Source organism: Streptococcus oralis (assembly GCF_021497945.1).
Classification (GTDB): domain Bacteria; phylum Bacillota; class Bacilli; order Lactobacillales; family Streptococcaceae; genus Streptococcus; species Streptococcus oralis_BR.
Window position 1 is genome coordinate 1,344,285 of the sequence record NZ_CP046524.1, and the last position, 15,498, is coordinate 1,359,782.

Annotated in this window: 15 protein-coding genes and 1 pseudogene; 5 read left to right on the forward strand and 11 right to left on the reverse strand. The window is 40.7% G+C overall.

Annotation, left to right across the window (positions count from 1 at the left end):
• Window positions 1-67 precede the first annotated feature (67 nt).
• The 3 genes from GOM47_RS06845 to GOM47_RS06855 are packed head-to-tail and all read right to left on the reverse strand — an operon-like array spanning window position 68 to window position 1,839.
• Window positions 68-388 carry a TfoX/Sxy family protein gene (locus GOM47_RS06845; RefSeq protein WP_235080299.1) on the reverse strand — a complete coding sequence of 107 codons (321 nt, stop codon included), beginning with the start codon at window positions 386-388 and terminating at the stop codon, window positions 68-70.
• A gap of 33 nt (window positions 389-421) precedes the next feature.
• On the reverse strand, window positions 422-1,156 hold the full coding sequence (locus tag GOM47_RS06850) for an amino acid ABC transporter ATP-binding protein (protein WP_000140925.1): 735 nt from the start codon (window positions 1,154-1,156) through the stop codon (window positions 422-424).
• The gene (locus tag GOM47_RS06855; protein WP_235080300.1) at window positions 1,156-1,839 is read right to left on the reverse strand and encodes an amino acid ABC transporter permease; all 684 of its coding nucleotides are present in this window, start codon (window positions 1,837-1,839) and stop codon (window positions 1,156-1,158) included. The genes GOM47_RS06850 and GOM47_RS06855 overlap by 1 nt, the downstream gene beginning before the upstream one ends.
• 190 nt (window positions 1,840-2,029) lie before the next feature.
• On the opposite strand from GOM47_RS06855, the gene GOM47_RS06860 reads away from it, so the two are divergent.
• The 4 genes from GOM47_RS06860 (at window position 2,030) to GOM47_RS06875 (ending at window position 5,698) form a co-directional block, all read left to right on the forward strand.
• Complete coding sequence (locus tag GOM47_RS06860) at window positions 2,030-2,260, forward strand: DUF1797 family protein (protein ID WP_235080301.1); 231 nt, start codon at window positions 2,030-2,032, stop codon at window positions 2,258-2,260.
• Between the two features lie 238 nt (window positions 2,261-2,498).
• Entirely contained in the window at window positions 2,499-4,757 is a 2,259-nt protein-coding gene (locus GOM47_RS06865; RefSeq protein WP_235080302.1) for an ATP-dependent Clp protease ATP-binding subunit, read from the forward strand.
• A 130-nt stretch (window positions 4,758-4,887) separates the two neighbouring features.
• Window positions 4,888-5,340: an NUDIX hydrolase gene (locus tag GOM47_RS06870; RefSeq protein ID WP_235080303.1), complete on the forward strand. Its 453-nt coding sequence runs from the start codon at window positions 4,888-4,890 to the stop codon at window positions 5,338-5,340.
• A gap of 58 nt (window positions 5,341-5,398) precedes the next feature.
• Window positions 5,399-5,698: a DUF1827 family protein gene (locus GOM47_RS06875; RefSeq protein WP_173258722.1), complete on the forward strand. Its 300-nt coding sequence runs from the start codon at window positions 5,399-5,401 to the stop codon at window positions 5,696-5,698.
• Window positions 5,699-5,764: 66 nt separating this feature from the next.
• On the opposite strand, the gene metK is transcribed toward GOM47_RS06875, so the two are convergent.
• On the reverse strand, window positions 5,765-6,955 hold the full coding sequence (metK, locus tag GOM47_RS06880) for a methionine adenosyltransferase (RefSeq protein WP_235080304.1): 1,191 nt from the start codon (window positions 6,953-6,955) through the stop codon (window positions 5,765-5,767).
• A gap of 961 nt (window positions 6,956-7,916) precedes the next feature.
• Here metK and GOM47_RS06885 point away from each other — a divergent pair.
• Window positions 7,917-8,577 (forward strand): annotated as a pseudogene (locus GOM47_RS06885) (IS30 family transposase); the annotation flags it as partial.
• A 120-nt stretch (window positions 8,578-8,697) separates the two neighbouring features.
• On the opposite strand, the gene ftsX reads toward GOM47_RS06885, so the two are convergent.
• The 7 genes from ftsX to GOM47_RS06920 all read right to left on the reverse strand — a co-directional run bounded on the left by ftsX (window position 8,698) and on the right by GOM47_RS06920 (window position 15,498).
• On the reverse strand, window positions 8,698-9,624 hold the full coding sequence (gene ftsX, locus GOM47_RS06890; RefSeq protein WP_235080305.1) for a permease-like cell division protein FtsX: 927 nt from the start codon (window positions 9,622-9,624) through the stop codon (window positions 8,698-8,700).
• A complete protein-coding gene (gene ftsE, locus GOM47_RS06895; RefSeq protein WP_000022257.1) occupies window positions 9,617-10,309 on the reverse strand; it encodes a cell division ATP-binding protein FtsE in 693 nt (230 codons plus the stop codon). The genes ftsX and ftsE overlap by 8 nt, the downstream gene beginning before the upstream one ends.
• A gap of 18 nt (window positions 10,310-10,327) precedes the next feature.
• Window positions 10,328-11,423 (reverse strand): peptide chain release factor 2 gene (gene prfB / locus GOM47_RS06900; RefSeq protein WP_235080306.1). Its coding sequence is split into 2 segments (ribosomal slippage): window positions 10,328-11,350 and window positions 11,352-11,423, totalling 1,095 coding nucleotides; the frame shifts between segments, so codons are not numbered across the junction.
• Window positions 11,424-11,534: 111 nt separating this feature from the next.
• On the reverse strand, window positions 11,535-12,191 hold the full coding sequence (locus GOM47_RS06905; RefSeq protein WP_000268641.1) for a CBS domain-containing protein: 657 nt from the start codon (window positions 12,189-12,191) through the stop codon (window positions 11,535-11,537).
• Between the two features lie 132 nt (window positions 12,192-12,323).
• Window positions 12,324-13,751, reverse strand: coding sequence for a cytosine permease (locus tag GOM47_RS06910; protein WP_235080307.1), 1,428 nt, complete (start codon window positions 13,749-13,751; stop codon window positions 12,324-12,326).
• Window positions 13,752-13,883: 132 nt separating this feature from the next.
• Complete coding sequence (locus GOM47_RS06915) at window positions 13,884-15,311, reverse strand: cytosine permease (RefSeq protein ID WP_235080308.1); 1,428 nt, start codon at window positions 15,309-15,311, stop codon at window positions 13,884-13,886.
• Window position 15,312: 1 nt separating this feature from the next.
• A complete protein-coding gene (locus GOM47_RS06920; RefSeq protein ID WP_000805405.1) occupies window positions 15,313-15,498 on the reverse strand; it encodes a hypothetical protein in 186 nt (61 codons plus the stop codon).

The window sequence follows — 15,498 nt, forward strand, 5'->3', positions numbered from 1 at the left end:
TATAGTCAAAAACTATAAGAAAAAGCCCTTATCGAGCTTTTATGCTTATTTATACTAGGTAAACTTGTCATGCTTTCTTTTTGACTTTTGGAGCCGGTAAGACTTCATACATCTCCTTGATTAATCTCGTTAGAAATGACTTATCTTCAATGCCTTCTATCAAAATCATCTCCTTAGCTCCTTCATAAGGACGTTCAAGCCTAGTCTGTCCCAGTTGATCCATGACCACCTTCACAGGCTTCAGTAACAGACGATTATCATAGATTCCCCCAATAATCTTCCCACGATAATAAAGGATATACTCTCCCATCATTGGACGATAACTCATCTCCTCTAGCTCTGATAGCTGTTCGAGAATAAAATCTAAATATTCTTTACTGGAAGCCATGATGCCTACTCCATTTCTTCTAAAAATGAGATCTTACAAAACCTTACTCAAAAATTCCTTGGTCCGTTGTTCTTTTGTTTGATCGAAAATCTCCTCAGGCGTTCCATCTTCGACAACAACCCCATCCGCCATAAAGATAACACGGTCTGCTACCTCACGCGCAAAACCCATTTCATGAGTCACAATCACCATAGTCATCCCTGACTTGGCAAGGTCTTGCATAACAGCTAGAACTTCTCCAACCATCTCAGGGTCTAGGGCTGAAGTAGGCTCATCAAAGAGCAAAACATCTGGTTCCATAGCAAGTCCACGTGCTATGGCAATCCGTTGTTGCTGACCACCTGACAAACTCTGAGGATAGGCCGTCGCCTTATCTGGCAAGCCAACTTTTTCTAGTAGTTCTTGGGCTCTTTTCTCCGCTACTTCCTTGCTTTCCCCTTTGGTTTTGATTGGAGACAGGGTGATGTTTTCCATGACCGTCATATTTGGAAAAAGGTTGAATTGTTGGAATACCATGCCCATCTTTTCACGCATAGCAAAAAGGTCATTTTTCTTATCCGTAATATCGACACCTTCAAAGATAACCTTTCCCTTACTTGCTTCTTCAAGGAGATTCATCGAACGAAGGAGAGTTGATTTCCCGCTCCCTGACGGACCGATAATGACCACAACTTCTCCACGTTTAATCTCAAGATTGATGCCTTTTAAAACTTCATTTTTCCCAAAAGACTTATGTAGTTCTTCAATTTTAATCAAGGTTTCTGTCATTATTTTTTGTCTCCTTGTCCAATATGTTTTTCAAATGCTTTCAACGCCACTGTCAAAACAGAGGTCATAATTAAGTAGTAAAAGGCTGCAAATAGAAGAGGAGTCAACGGTAAATAAGTTGTTGTTGCTACTGTCGTTGCACCATTCCACAACTCCATCACCCCAATCGCAGACAAGAGAGAACTATCCTTGATAATGGTGATAAATTCATTTCCCAGAGCTGGAAGAATATTTTTGATTGCCTGTGGCAAAATAACATAACGCATAGCATTTTTGGGACGAATACCCAAGGAATAAGCCGCCTCCAATTGTCCTTTAGGAACTGCATTGATCCCTGCACGAACGGTTTCAGACACATAGGCACCACTATTCATCGAGATAATCAGAATACCTGGAATTAAACGGGAAAGGTCCACACCTAAAATCCCTACTTGAATAGTGGGCGCATCGATATGCATGAGGGCAAATGCAATCATAATTTGCACCATCATCGGTGTTCCTCGGAAAATCCATACATAGATATTCGCAAACCAGACAAGAGGCTTAAAACGTGAGCGTTGAGCAAAGGCCAATAAGACACCTAGAATGGTACCGAAAAAGACTACCAGAATTGAAATCACTACAGTAATAAGAGCACCATAATTAAAATAAGGTAAATACTTTGGTAAAAAGGAAAAATTCATATAAACTCAGCTTTCTAAATATTAGATTGTATTATTATAACATGATTTGAATTAAAATTCAATATTTTTTCACTGATTTTCACCAATAATTTTATGCAAAAGAGAAATAGCGAGAAATCTTAGTTTTTTCTAGTCAAGTCCCCGTGGTTTATGGTAAAATAGTAACGATAAGAAATGGAGGAGAATCATAATGGAATCACATTTGGTTAGAATCATCAACCGCCTAGAAGCTATGACAAAAGATGGCGGAAATCTAAAACGTAATTTTGAACGTGAAGGAGTTGTTGTTGCAGAAGTTACTTACAGCTATGACGAAGAAAATGGATCACTCTTCACCCTTCGCGATGTTGAAGCACGTGAAACCTATACCTTTGATAGTATTGACTTGATTGCAATGGAGATCTACGAACTCCTTTACTAATAAAAAAGCAGTAGGGAAAACCTGACTGATGAACGAGAATCCTTTTTGTCCCCGCAAATGGGATTTTTTCTTGCCTTCAATGTCGCTTGATTCTCCATAAATTCTTCTTTTAAAAACCGATCACTTCTCAATCTTTTTACTTGCTTTACACCTTAATCATGCTATAATGAGAGTATAAAACTTTGACTATTTTTGACCTTTCATCAGGCCAAGGATAAGAATGAAATGAGGTAGATGTATGCTCTGTCAAAACTGTAAAATTAACGACTCAACAATTCATCTGTATACCAATATCAATGGACAGCAAAAGCAAATTGATCTCTGTCAAAATTGCTATAAAATTATCAAAACAGATCCAAATAATACCCTCTTTAAAGGAATGACTGACTTAAATAATCATGACTTTGATCCATTCGGCGACTTTTTCAATGACTTGAACAATTTCAAACCTTCTTCTAATAACATCCCTCCAACTCAATCTGGTGGGGGATATGGAGGAAACGGTGGTTATGGACCTCAAAACCGCGGCCCACTTCAAACACCTCCTAGCCAAGAAAGAGGACTCCTAGAGGAATATGGTATCAACGTAACTGAGATTGCTCGTCGGGGAGATATTGACCCTGTTATCGGTCGAGATGAGGAGATTATCCGCGTTATCGAAATCCTCAACCGAAGAACCAAGAACAACCCTGTCCTTATCGGAGAACCAGGTGTTGGTAAAACAGCCGTTGTCGAAGGTTTAGCTCAGAAGATTGTCGATGGCGATGTTCCCCATAAACTCCAAGGCAAGCAAGTTATCCGTTTGGATGTGGTCAGTCTAGTCCAAGGAACTGGTATCCGTGGCCAATTTGAAGAGCGTATGCAAAAGCTCATGGAAGAAATCCGCAAACGCGAGGACATCATTCTCTTTATCGATGAAATCCATGAAATTGTCGGTGCAGGATCTGCTGGCGATGGCAATATGGATGCAGGAAATATCCTCAAACCTGCCCTTGCCCGTGGTGAATTGCAACTGGTCGGTGCCACTACTCTCAATGAATACCGTATCATTGAAAAAGATGCTGCTCTAGAGCGCCGTATGCAGCCTGTCAAGGTAGATGAACCAACTGTCGAAGAAACCATTACCATCCTCAAAGGGATTCAAAAGAAATACGAAGACTACCATCACGTCAAGTACACAGACGCTGCTATTGAAGCTGCTGCAAATCTTTCCAACCGCTACATCCAAGACCGTTTCTTACCTGACAAGGCTATTGACCTTTTAGACGAAGCCGGTTCAAAGATGAATTTGACGCTGAACTTTGTTGATCCTAAAGTAATTGACCAACGTTTAATTGAAGCTGAGAATCTCAAGGCTCAAGCTACACGAGAGGAAGACTTTGAAAAAGCTGCCTACTTCCGTGATCAGATTGCCAAGTACAAGGAAATGCAAAAGAACAAGGTGACCGATCAGGATACTCCAATCATCAGCGAGAAAACGATTGAACATATCATCGAGCAGAAAACCAATATCCCTGTTGGGGAGCTAAAAGAAAAAGAACAGTCTCAATTGATCCATCTAGCAGAAGACCTCAAGGCCCATGTTATCGGACAAGATGAGGCTGTCGATAAGATTGCAAAAGCCATCCGTCGAAATCGTGTTGGACTTGGAACTCCTAACCGCCCAATCGGAAGCTTCCTCTTTGTCGGACCAACTGGTGTCGGTAAGACAGAACTGTCCAAACAACTAGCTATCGAACTCTTTGGTTCTGCTGACAGCATGATTCGCTTTGACATGAGCGAATACATGGAAAAACACAGCGTTGCTAAATTAGTCGGTGCCCCTCCAGGTTATGTAGGCTACGATGAAGCGGGTCAATTAACAGAAAAAGTTCGTCGCAATCCCTACTCTCTCATCCTTCTCGATGAAGTCGAAAAAGCCCATCCAGATGTGATGCACATGTTCCTTCAGGTCTTGGACGATGGTCGTTTGACTGATGGGCAAGGACGTACAGTTAGCTTTAAGGATGCCATCATCATCATGACCTCAAATGCGGGTACTGGTAGGGCCGAAGCCAGTGTTGGTTTTGGAGCTGCTCGTGAAGGTCGAACCAACTCTGTTCTCGGTGAACTCGGTAACTTCTTTAGCCCAGAGTTTATGAACCGTTTTGACGGCATCATCGAATTTAAACCTCTCAGCAAGGACAACCTCCTCCAAATCGTCGAACTCATGCTAGCGGATGTCAACAAACGCCTCTCTAGCAACAATATCCACCTCGATGTGACAGACAAGGTCAAGGAAAAGTTGGTTGACTTGGGATATAATCCAAAAATGGGGGCACGGCCACTCCGTCGTACCATTCAAGACCATATCGAGGATGCTATCACAGACTACTACCTTGAAAACCCAAGTGAAAAAGACCTCAAGGCAGTTATGACAAGCAATGGCAAGATTCAAATTAAATCTGCCAAAAAAACTGAAAAAACAGAAGAGATTGCTTCTGAAAAAGAAGAATAAAACGATCTAATAGGTGCAGGAAGTCTATCATTTTCTGCACCTTTTTTACTAAAATAACTGTAAATTCTTGACAGCTCGCCCCTCGTCCATTATGATAATAATAAAGATACTAGAGAATGAGGAAAATGCAATGGTAAACCCAACTTTTGGTGAAAAAAAAGAGAATGTGACCTACCAGCCCCGCTACAGTGTGTACGCAGTTATTCCTGATGAAGAAAAAAAACAAATTGTCTTAGTTCAAGCTCCCAATGGTGCTTGGTTCTTGCCAGGTGGAGAGATTGAAGCGGGCGAAGATCATCAAGGAGCACTGAAGAGAGAACTAATCGAAGAACTTGGCTTTACAGCTGAAATCGGGACCTATTACGGACAAGCTGATGAGTATTTCTACTCTCGCCACCGTGATACCTACTACTACAACCCAGCTTATCTCTATGAAGCTACTTCTTTCCAAGAAGTACAAAAACCATTGGAAGATTTTAATCATATTGCTTGGTTTCCTATTGATGAAGCAATTGAAAAACTCAAACGTGGTAGCCATAAATGGGGAATTGAAGCTTGGAAAATCCAGTATGAAATTGACTAAAATACACGATTTTATCCAAAAAGTGCTATAATAGAGTTAGAAAATCGGAGGAACTATTATGAAGCTTATCAACACGACTAATTCACACTCGCAACTTGTTAAAAGCCAATTAGAAAGTACTGACGCAACCCTTGTTGAGGTCTATTCTGCTGGAAACACAGATGTGATTTTCACACAAGCTCCGCTTCACTATGAAATCCTCATTTCCAACAAACACCGCGCTATTCGTGAACCAGAAATCGAAACCATTCAAGATTTCTTCATGAAACGCAAGATTGATAAACAAAAAATCGATGAAGCTAATATCAAGACGCTTTATTCAGATAAATTGATTGAAATTTCTATTCCTACAAAATAAGAAAGCCAGCCTAGAGCTGGTTTTCTTTTGCAAAAAAGATTGGTAGTTCCTACCAATCTTTTAATTTTATTTCACAGCTTCTTTCAAAGCATCTACCTTATCCAAACGTTCCCACGGAAGGTCAATATCTGTACGTCCCATGTGTCCATAAGCCGCTGTTTGACGGTAAATTGGACGTTTGAGGTCTAGCATTTGGATAATTCCTGCTGGGCGAAGGTCAAAGATTTGACGCGCTGCTTTTTCAAGCTTGCTTTCAGCTGCTGTTCCTGTACCAAAAGTATCGATACGAACAGAAACAGGCTGGGCAACACCGATAGCGTAGGCCAATTGCACTTCTGCCTTCTTAGCAAGACCTGCTGCCACGATATTCTTGGCAATGTAGCGAGCCGCATAAGAGGCTGAACGGTCCACCTTAGTCGCATCCTTACCAGAGAAGGCACCACCACCATGACGAGAATAGCCACCATAAGTATCCACGATAATCTTACGACCAGTCAAACCTGAGTCTCCTTGAGGTCCACCGATTACAAAGCGACCAGTTGGATTGATGAAGAATTTTGTTTGCTCATCCAAGTAAGAGGCTGGAATAACCTCTTTTATAACCTTGTTAATCACATCATTGTGAATTTGTTCATTGCTGACTTCTGGATCGTGCTGAGTTGAAATAACGACTGTGTCCACACGTACTGGACGATCATTTTCATCATACTCAACTGTAACTTGTGATTTGGCATCTGGGCGAAGATAGCTGATTTCACCCGACTTGCGAAGCTCTGCCAAGCGACGAACCAACTTGTGGCTGAGTGAGATTGGCAATGGCATGAGTTCCTCTGTCTCATCCACCGCAAATCCAAACATAAGACCTTGGTCTCCAGCTCCAATCAAATCAAGCGGATCTTGATCTGCATTTCCACGGACTTCCAAGGCTTCGTTAACACCTTGGGCGATATCTGGTGACTGCTCAACAAGCGACGGATGAACTCCCACCGTCTCCGCAGAAAAACCATACTCTGTATTGGTATAACCAATCTCTGCAATGGTATCACGAACCACACGGTTAATATCTACATAAGCATGTGTAGAAATTTCACCAAAAACATGGACGGAACCTGTGTAGACAGCTGTCTCAGCTGCAACGTGCGCATCTGGATCCTTTGCTAAAATAGCATCCAAAATCGCATCTGAAATTTGGTCTGCAATCTTATCCGGATGCCCCTCAGATACAGATTCAGACGTGAATAATTTACGTTCTGACATAAAAATGTCCCCCCTTAAAAATAGTGTTATAGAGTTACAAAGTACTGATAGGAAATTTCTATAGTCTAAGAGTTACGACGCGAAAGAAATAAAAACGATGTTTTTTTATTTCTGAAGCTAGTAAGGCGCATAGGGTGACCGCATTATAGCGGCAACCGTAGAAGGACGAGCGACTTTGGAGCCGTCATTCTTTGCGAGTTACGACGCGAAAGAAATAAAAACAATACTTTTTTATTTCTGAAGCTAGTAAGGCGCATAAGGTGACCGCATTATAGCGGCAACCGTAGAAGGACGAGTGACTTTGGAGCCGTCATTCTTTGCGAGTTACGACGTGAAAGAAATAAAACGATACTTTTTTATTTCTGAAGCTAGTAAGGCGCATAGGGTGACCGCATTATAGCGGCAACCGTAGAATGACGAGTGACTTTGGAGCCATCATTCTTTGCGAGTTACGACGCGAAAGAAATAAAACGATACTTTTTTATTTCTGAAGCTAGTAAGGCGCATAGGGTGACCGCATTATAGCGGCAACCGTAGAATGACGAGTGACTTTGAAGCCGTCATTCTTTGCGAGTTACAAAGTACTGATAGAAATTTCTACCATCTTATCGGGACTATATAACCTTATCATTATACCACTTTTTACTCATTTTTGCATTCTATTCGATAATTTATAAAACGAAGTTAGAAAAAGGAGCCATTCTGAAAGTTCTATAATGAAGTTAGCCACCCAACTTTCCTAAAAATGTAATGGTTTAACTAGCTTATAGCTAGCTCCTGATTTCATTTGATAATAGGCTTGAAGATATTAGGCTCGCTAGCCAAGGCTAAGTCTAGCCTTGGTTTAGCTGACCAAACATCTTCAAGGGAACCTGTTGTCAAATGAAATCTAGTTATAGGAATAAGAAAACATCTCTGTGTTATACTTGTTGTTCACCACAAACACAAGAAAGGCCCAGAGATGCAAAACCATTATACTACAAAAGGCAAACACTTGACAATCCATAGCCGTCGCTTAATCGAACGATGGAAATTAGAAGGGAAATCAAATAGAGAAATCGCCTCTCTACTTGGAAAAGCTCCTCTATCCTAGAAAAGGAAAAAATGTCAAGAAACAAGCTAGCCCTAACTTTAAACCTGCTGGGAAGTCTATCGAACAGCGCCCTAAGGCTATCAATCTTCGATTGGAGAATGATCACTATGAGATTGATACGGTTTTACTTACAAGAGCGAAAAACCACTGCTTGCTTGTCTTGACGGATCGAAGGAGCAGACACCAAATTATTCGATTCATTCCAAATAAAAGCGCTGAGTCCGTCAATCAGGCTCTAAAACTCATCTTAAAACAGCATCAAATTCTTTCCATCACGGCAGATAATGGAACGGAATTCAACCGCTTATCTGATGTATTTTCTAAGGAGCATATCTACTATGCACACCCCTATGCCTCTTGGGAAAGGGGAGTCAATAAGAATCACAATAGGCTCATTCGTAGATGGTTACCTACAGGAACTAAGAAAACGACTCCTAAAGAAGTCGCCTTCATCGAAAATTGGATCAACAACTATTCTAAAAAATGCTTGGACTACAAGTCTCCTAGAGAAGACTTCTTGCTGGCTAACTTGAATTTAAAATTTGGCATTTTTATACAAGCGCTAAAAGAAAAAAGAGAAGCTCAAGAAAACTTCTCTTTTAAAATTGTATTATTTCTGATTTGGTCTGCAAGTTGCATTTATATCCAACTAGATCTTCAAGAATCGACGCATAGAAATGCCTGATCCGATTGCCCCAATGAAAATACCAATCACAAACAATAGGACTGTCATCAAAGGGATAAACACATCTGGTGTAATCATTGACAAGTTTTGCCCCACCAAAGATTTATTGACAGATTGATAAACCATATTATAAACAAAGAATACAAGGACTGAAGGAATCGCTGCACCAAATAAACCGATAAAGGCACCTTCAAGTAAGAATGGTCCTCTAATGTAGCCATTTTTAGCTCCTACTAGACGCATAATTTGAATTTCACGGCTCCGAGAAATAATGGTAATACGGATAGTATTAGAAATCAAGAAAACCGCAATGAAAATCAAAAGCCCTGCAATAACCAATCCCCAAACACGGATAAAGGAAGCCAGTTCGAAAAGTCGTTGAGTGTTGGCACCACCGTCTTGAACCTCAGATACCCCTTCAATTTTCTTGGCCTCTTCTGCTACTTTAGGAACATCACTTGGTGTATTTGTATCAACGATGTAGGCATCATAGAGAGGGTTAGCGTCTCCTTCAAAGACCTTCCAATCGTCTCCCATCGTTTCAGTCAATTTTTGATACTGCTCTTCCTTGCTTGAAAAAGTGACATTTTTAACACCTTGCATGGCTTTTAAGGCATCATAAACCTTGTGATAGTCATTATTGGTAACTATCTGACCTTCTTTTTCAATCGTTTCACTATTATCTGCTACATCCTTACGAATGTAAACCATGACACGAACGTTGTTTTCAATATCGGTAGCCAGTTTCGCTGTATTAAAAATTACAGATGCAAACAGGGCAACCAGAGTCAAGGTAATCATAACCGAACTCACTGCTGCTACTGTCATCCAGCCATTTCGTTTTAAACTTTTTAATGATTCAAATAAATGGCGAAAAAATCTACTAATCATCGTATCCATATTCTCCTTTAGCTTCGTCACGAACGACACGGCCGTTTTCAATGGCAATGACACGGTGGCGCAAGGTATTTACGATTTGGCTGTTGTGGGTCGCCATCAAAACAGTTGTACCTTGGAGATTGATGCGTTCCAACAGATTCATAATTTCCCAAGAATTATCTGGGTCCAAGTTTCCTGTTGGTTCATCAGCAATCAATACCTTAGGATTGTTGACAATCGCACGGGCAATCGCAATCCGTTGCTGTTCTCCACCTGAGAGTTCATTCGGGAAAGAACGAACCTTGTGTTTTAAACCTACTAGGTCCAACACTTCCATAACACGTTTTTTGATGTTACGGCGATTCTCTCCGATAACTTCCATTGCGTAAGCAATATTTTCATAAACAGTTTTCTTAGGCAAGAGTTTGTAATCTTGGAAGACTACCCCAACACTGCGACGGAGCAGAGGGATATCTTTCTTCTTGATTTTAACCAAATTAAAGCCTGCAACTGTTAGGCTCCCTTTTTCAATCTTTACTTCTCGATATAAAGCTCGAATAAAGGTTGACTTCCCTGCTCCAGAAGGCCCAACGATATAGGCAAATTCTCCTGGTTCAATACTAAGAGAGACTCCACGAAGAGCAGTCGTTCCGTTATCGTATTTTTTGACAACATCTCGCATTTCAATGATTGACATGTGAGTTCCTTTCTATTCTTAGCTGATTCTCCATTTGAGATAGGCATCGATGAAACCATCTAAATCTCCATCCATAACCTTATCTACTTGGGCAACTTCAAAGCTCGTACGGTGATCTTTCACCATGGTATAAGGTGTGAAGACATAAGAACGGATCTGACTTCCCCAAGTGATTTCTTTTTTCTCACCTTTGAGGGAATCGACTTCTGCTGCTTTCTTTTCTTGCTCCATTTGATAGAGCTTAGCCTGCAACATCTTCATAGCACGATCTCTATTTCCATACTGGGTACGATCGACTGTCGATTGAACGACTGTCCCCGTAGGAATGTGTGTCAAACGCACACCTGTTGAAACCTTATTGACGTTTTGTCCACCAGCACCACCTGAACGGAAGGTATCCATTTTGATATCATCTTCACGAATCTCCACTTCGATGGTATCATCCAACTCAGGCATAACCTCCACGGATGTAAATGAAGTATGGCGGCGTTTGGCAGAGTCAAATGGTGAAATACGTACCAAACGGTGAACACCCATTTCTGACTTGAGAAGGCCATAGGCATTTGGGCCTTCAAAAGACAAGGTCACAGACTTGATGCCCGCTTCATCACCAGCTTGGTAATCCAAGACCTCTACTTTAAAGCCTTTGGCATTTCCATAGCGAGTATACATACGGAGCAACATATCACCCCAGTCCTGAGCTTCTGTACCTCCAGAACCTGGATGGATTTCCAAAATCGCATTATTGTGGTCATAAGGTTCTGACAAGAGAAGCGTCATCTCGTAGCTGGTCATCATCTTATCCAGTTCCGTCAACTGTTCGACCAGTTCATCATGGACTGACTCGTCTTCTGCTAAAAAGTCCAATAAAATTTCAACTTCATCCTGCAACTCTTCCATTTTACGGAAGGTGTTGTAGGTATTTTTTAATTCATTTAATTCTTGCGACGTTCTTTGGGCCGCGATATTATCGTTCCAAAAATCAGGTTCTGTCATCTTGTTCTCCAAGATGGCAATCTCTTCCTCTAACCCTTCGAGGTCAAAGAGACCCCCTGAAAGAAGCTAATTTTTCACGATTTGCGTCAATTTTTTGACGAATTTCTGAAATGTCCATAAATACTCCTTTATTCACATCATTTCATTATACCACATTCTCTCATTTCTTTCCATATTTTGCTTGTTATTTCAAATTGTATACAAAAAAGAGGGCTTTCACCCCCTATATTTATAACTTTTTAGCAGAGGTTCGAGCAATCTCCTCTACTTGGATACCTTGCGCTTCAAATTTCTCCTTCAGGAAGGTTAAATCAATCGTCCCATCAATTTGAACTTCAATCACGACCTTACCATCCTTGCGAGGAATATTGACTGTGTGTGAAATATTCAGATTTTCTTCTACAATCAAGGTCACAATCTTGCCCAAAACCCCGACTTCATTTTCCGTAATAAACCGAACACGAATTCCTTCCTCGCCGTAGCCAGCGATTTCTAGAAAAGCTTGAAAAACATCACGATCTGTAATCACACCATAAACCTGTTGATTGTCCACAACTGGAAGAATACCGATCTTATTCTTTAACATGAGATAGGTCGCATCTTCTAGACTAGCATAACCTGAGACTGTTATGACATCCCGAATCATGACGTCTTTGACTTTGGTTTTATTCAGAAGATAATTCATCTCATAGATAGAAAGACTGGTTGCTTTAGACGGACTGGCCTCAGCAATGGTTCCTTCTGTTACAAGACCAACCAATTGATCATTTTCGATAACAGGCAAACGGTGCAAGCCTTGCTCGCGCATCAAATCTGCTGCATGTGCTACAGTCGTATCTGGACTGATATAAACTACCTTGCGGGTCATAAAATCTTTAACTGCCATGAGACTTCTCCTTCTTTATTGCTACTATAATTATACACTTTCTTACAAAAACTATCAAACGCTTTCATCTCTTTTTCAAGATTTTGTAACATTCAATCACAAAAAAGAGAGAAACAGCCTTCTCTCTTAAACTTAAATCGTAACGGAATCTCTATCCTTAATCATATAGCGTTTTAAAGAAGTTAAGCTAGCTAGCCAGTACAATAGACCACCAAAGATCGCAGTAAAGCCACTACCAGTTGTGAGCAGGAACATAGGACTCTGGATATGCTTTGTTATAGGGTTGTAAACAAATAGTACTGCAACTAACAAAGAAATGATTACACAAGATAATCCTACCAGATTAAAGCCATTTGTAAACTCATAGGCGTCATGTCCTTCAAGGAAATAGGCTGAACGCAAATCGAGTTTTCGTTTTCTTAAGATAAAATAGTCAACAACAATCATTCCGATAATGGGGCCTTGAATATAGGCAGCCAGCGAGATGAAGGAACCGAAGTATTCATCCACTCCTCCCCAGATGGTAAGTAGGCTCACATAAACCATAGCAATCCAAACCATTAGTTTATAACTTACTTTGGGCATCCCGCTTTTTACAATCATACAGTTCACGTATGATCCTGTACCTTGGGTTCCAATATTGGCAAAGGCTACTAATAGTAAACTTAAAAGCGCAAAGGCTGGGGTGCTTAGAGTTGAAAGCATCGTCGTAGGGTCACTTTCATAGACACCTGTTTTGACAAACATAGCCAAAGCCATCACTCCACCTGTCGCAGCAAAGAATGGCGCAACAACCCCGTATGACAAGGCTGTAGCCCAATAGCCACTACGTTCTGATTTTGCCAAACGTGGTAAGACAAATGCTTGTGTAGACCAAGAAAAGGCTACGGCCACATTTCCTTCCCCTGACATCATAAAACGTTCAATCGGTGTCAAATTTTCTTGGATGGCAGGTTGGACATTCATAATATCCCTAATCGGAACCGCAACAAAACAGATTCCAACGATGATTAGTCCAACAAATAACAAGGCAACCACCAGAAAGCGATTAGTACCTTTAATCACCTCTGGGCCCCCAAGAGCAATCAGCGTTCCAAGGAGAACGCAGAGGGTGCCTAGAATCGGTGCCCATACTCCCTTGTCTAAACCAAGTCCAAAATTATTTGCCAAATGAATCATGGAGCTGGCAAAAAGATTGGCAGTAACGGCGTACCAACCAAAATTTGCCAGACTAATCACGGTTGATAGAACGGCCACCCCTTTTCTACCTAGAACGGCTCTCAACCAAATCCATAAATCAATTCCATATTTAACTGCAAACAAGATTGGGAGACATTCGATAAAAACCCAGATAATGTTAAAGCTAAAAATATTTATCAACATTTGATTAAAGGTCAAATATTGAGCCACATAGGCTCCTTGGGTATAACACCAAGTTGCGATGGCAAAACCACTTGTCGATAGGAAGAGATCCCAAAAAGAGTATTGGCGATCCTTGTTGGTCATGGGAACGATTCCCGTTATGGTCTCCTGTTGAATGAAGTCATTCATCTTGGACATTTTATTGAATACCTCCTGTCATGGCTAGGATAATCAGAATATGATTGACTAGAATCATATCAATTACTTATGTAAAATAAACTTTTAAGAAAGGGGAGATAAATACACATAGATTAAGGTTTTCATTTATCCTTAAATCGTAACGGAATCTCGATCCTTGATCATATAGCGTTTTAAAGGAGTTAAGCTAGCTAGCCAGTACAATAACCCACCAAAAATCGCAGTAAAGCCACTACCCGTTGTGACTAAAAAGATTGAACTTTGAATTTGTGCAGTTACAGGGTTATAAACAAATAGTACCGCAACTAACAAGGAAATGATTACACAAGATAATCCTACCAGATTAAAGCCATTTGTAAACTCATAAGCTTTATGTCCCTCAAGGAAATAGGCTGAACGCAAATCGAGTTTTCGTTTTCTCAAGATAAAGTAGTCGACAACGATCATACCAATAATTGGTCCCTGAATATAAGCGGCTAGTGAGATGAAGGAACCGAAGTACTCTTCCACTCCTCCCCAGATTGTAAGTAGGCTCACGTATACCATGGCAATCCAAACCATTAGTTTATAGCTCACTTTGGGCATCCCACTTTTTACAATCATACAGTTCACATAAGATCCTGTACCTTGGGTTCCAATATTGGCAAAGGCTACTAGTAGTAAACTTAAAAGCGCAAAGGCTGGAGTGCTTAGAGTTGATAGCATGGTTGTTGGATCACTTTCATACACACCTGTTTTAACAAACATGGCCAAAGCCATCACTCCACCTGTCGCAACGAAGAAGGGCGCAACAACTCCGTATGATAAGGCTGTAGCCCAATAGCCACTACGTTCTGATTTTGCCAAACGTGGCAAGACCAATGCTTGTGTAGACCAAGAGAAGGCAAAGGCTACATTTCCTTCTCCAGAAAGCATGAAGCGTTCTAATGGCGTCAAATCTCCTTGGGTAGCTGGTTGAATGTTCATAATGTCAGTGATAGGCACAGCTACAAAACAGATTCCAACAATAATCAGACCGACAATCAACAGGGCGATTACCAAGAATCGATTGGTCCATTTGATCACCTCTGGACCTCCAAGGGCAATCAGCGTTCCAAGGAGAACACAGAGAGTACCTAAAATCGGTGCCCATACTCCCTTGTCTAAACCAAGTCCAAAATTGTTTGCCAAATGGATCATAGAATTGGCAAAAAGATTGGCCGCAACGGCGTACCAGCCAAAGTTAGCCAAGCTAATAATGGTTGATAGCAAGGCCACCCCTTTTTTTCCTAGGACAGCCCTCAACCAAATCCACAAATCAATCCCATATTTAACCGCAAACAGAATTGGGAGACACTCAATAAAGACCCAAATAATATTAAAACTAAAAATATTAATCAACATTTGATTAAAGGTCAAATATTGAGCCACATAAGCTCCTTGGGTATAACACCAAGTTGCAATGGCAAAACCACTTGTCGACAGGAAGAGATCCCAGAAAGAATACTGACGATCCTTGTTGGTCATGGGAACAATTCCCGTTATTGTCTCCTGTTGAATAAAGTCATTCATCTTAGACATTTTATTGAATACCTCCTGTCATGGCTAGGATAATCAGAATAAGGTTAATTAGAACTAAGCCAATGACTATAATAAAATCACTTTTTAGAAATGGCTGAGCAAACACATAGTTTGGAGATTCCATTTCTTCTAGCCTTCTTTTCGTTTCATTTGCTACTAATTCTTCAATTTCTGATGTCGGTTTCAT

Coding starts and splice junctions, on each gene's coding strand:
- GOM47_RS06845 (WP_235080299.1), bottom strand. CDS start 388: ATGGCTTCCAGTAAAGAATATTTAGATTTTATTCTCGAACAGCTATCA.
- GOM47_RS06850 (WP_000140925.1), bottom strand. CDS start 1,156: ATGACAGAAACCTTGATTAAAATTGAAGAACTACATAAGTCTTTTGGG.
- GOM47_RS06855 (WP_235080300.1), bottom strand. CDS start 1,839: ATGAATTTTTCCTTTTTACCAAAGTATTTACCTTATTTTAATTATGGT.
- GOM47_RS06860 (WP_235080301.1), top strand. CDS start 2,030: ATGGAATCACATTTGGTTAGAATCATCAACCGCCTAGAAGCTATGACA.
- GOM47_RS06865 (WP_235080302.1), top strand. CDS start 2,499: ATGCTCTGTCAAAACTGTAAAATTAACGACTCAACAATTCATCTGTAT.
- GOM47_RS06870 (WP_235080303.1), top strand. CDS start 4,888: ATGGTAAACCCAACTTTTGGTGAAAAAAAAGAGAATGTGACCTACCAG.
- GOM47_RS06875 (WP_173258722.1), top strand. CDS start 5,399: ATGAAGCTTATCAACACGACTAATTCACACTCGCAACTTGTTAAAAGC.
- metK (WP_235080304.1), bottom strand. CDS start 6,955: ATGTCAGAACGTAAATTATTCACGTCTGAATCTGTATCTGAGGGGCAT.
- ftsX (WP_235080305.1), bottom strand. CDS start 9,624: ATGATTAGTAGATTTTTTCGCCATTTATTTGAATCATTAAAAAGTTTA.
- ftsE (WP_000022257.1), bottom strand. CDS start 10,309: ATGTCAATCATTGAAATGCGAGATGTTGTCAAAAAATACGATAACGGA.
- GOM47_RS06905 (WP_000268641.1), bottom strand. CDS start 12,191: ATGGCAGTTAAAGATTTTATGACCCGCAAGGTAGTTTATATCAGTCCA.
- GOM47_RS06910 (WP_235080307.1), bottom strand. CDS start 13,751: ATGTCCAAGATGAATGACTTCATTCAACAGGAGACCATAACGGGAATC.
- GOM47_RS06915 (WP_235080308.1), bottom strand. CDS start 15,311: ATGTCTAAGATGAATGACTTTATTCAACAGGAGACAATAACGGGAATT.
- GOM47_RS06920 (WP_000805405.1), bottom strand. CDS start 15,498: ATGAAACCGACATCAGAAATTGAAGAATTAGTAGCAAATGAAACGAAA.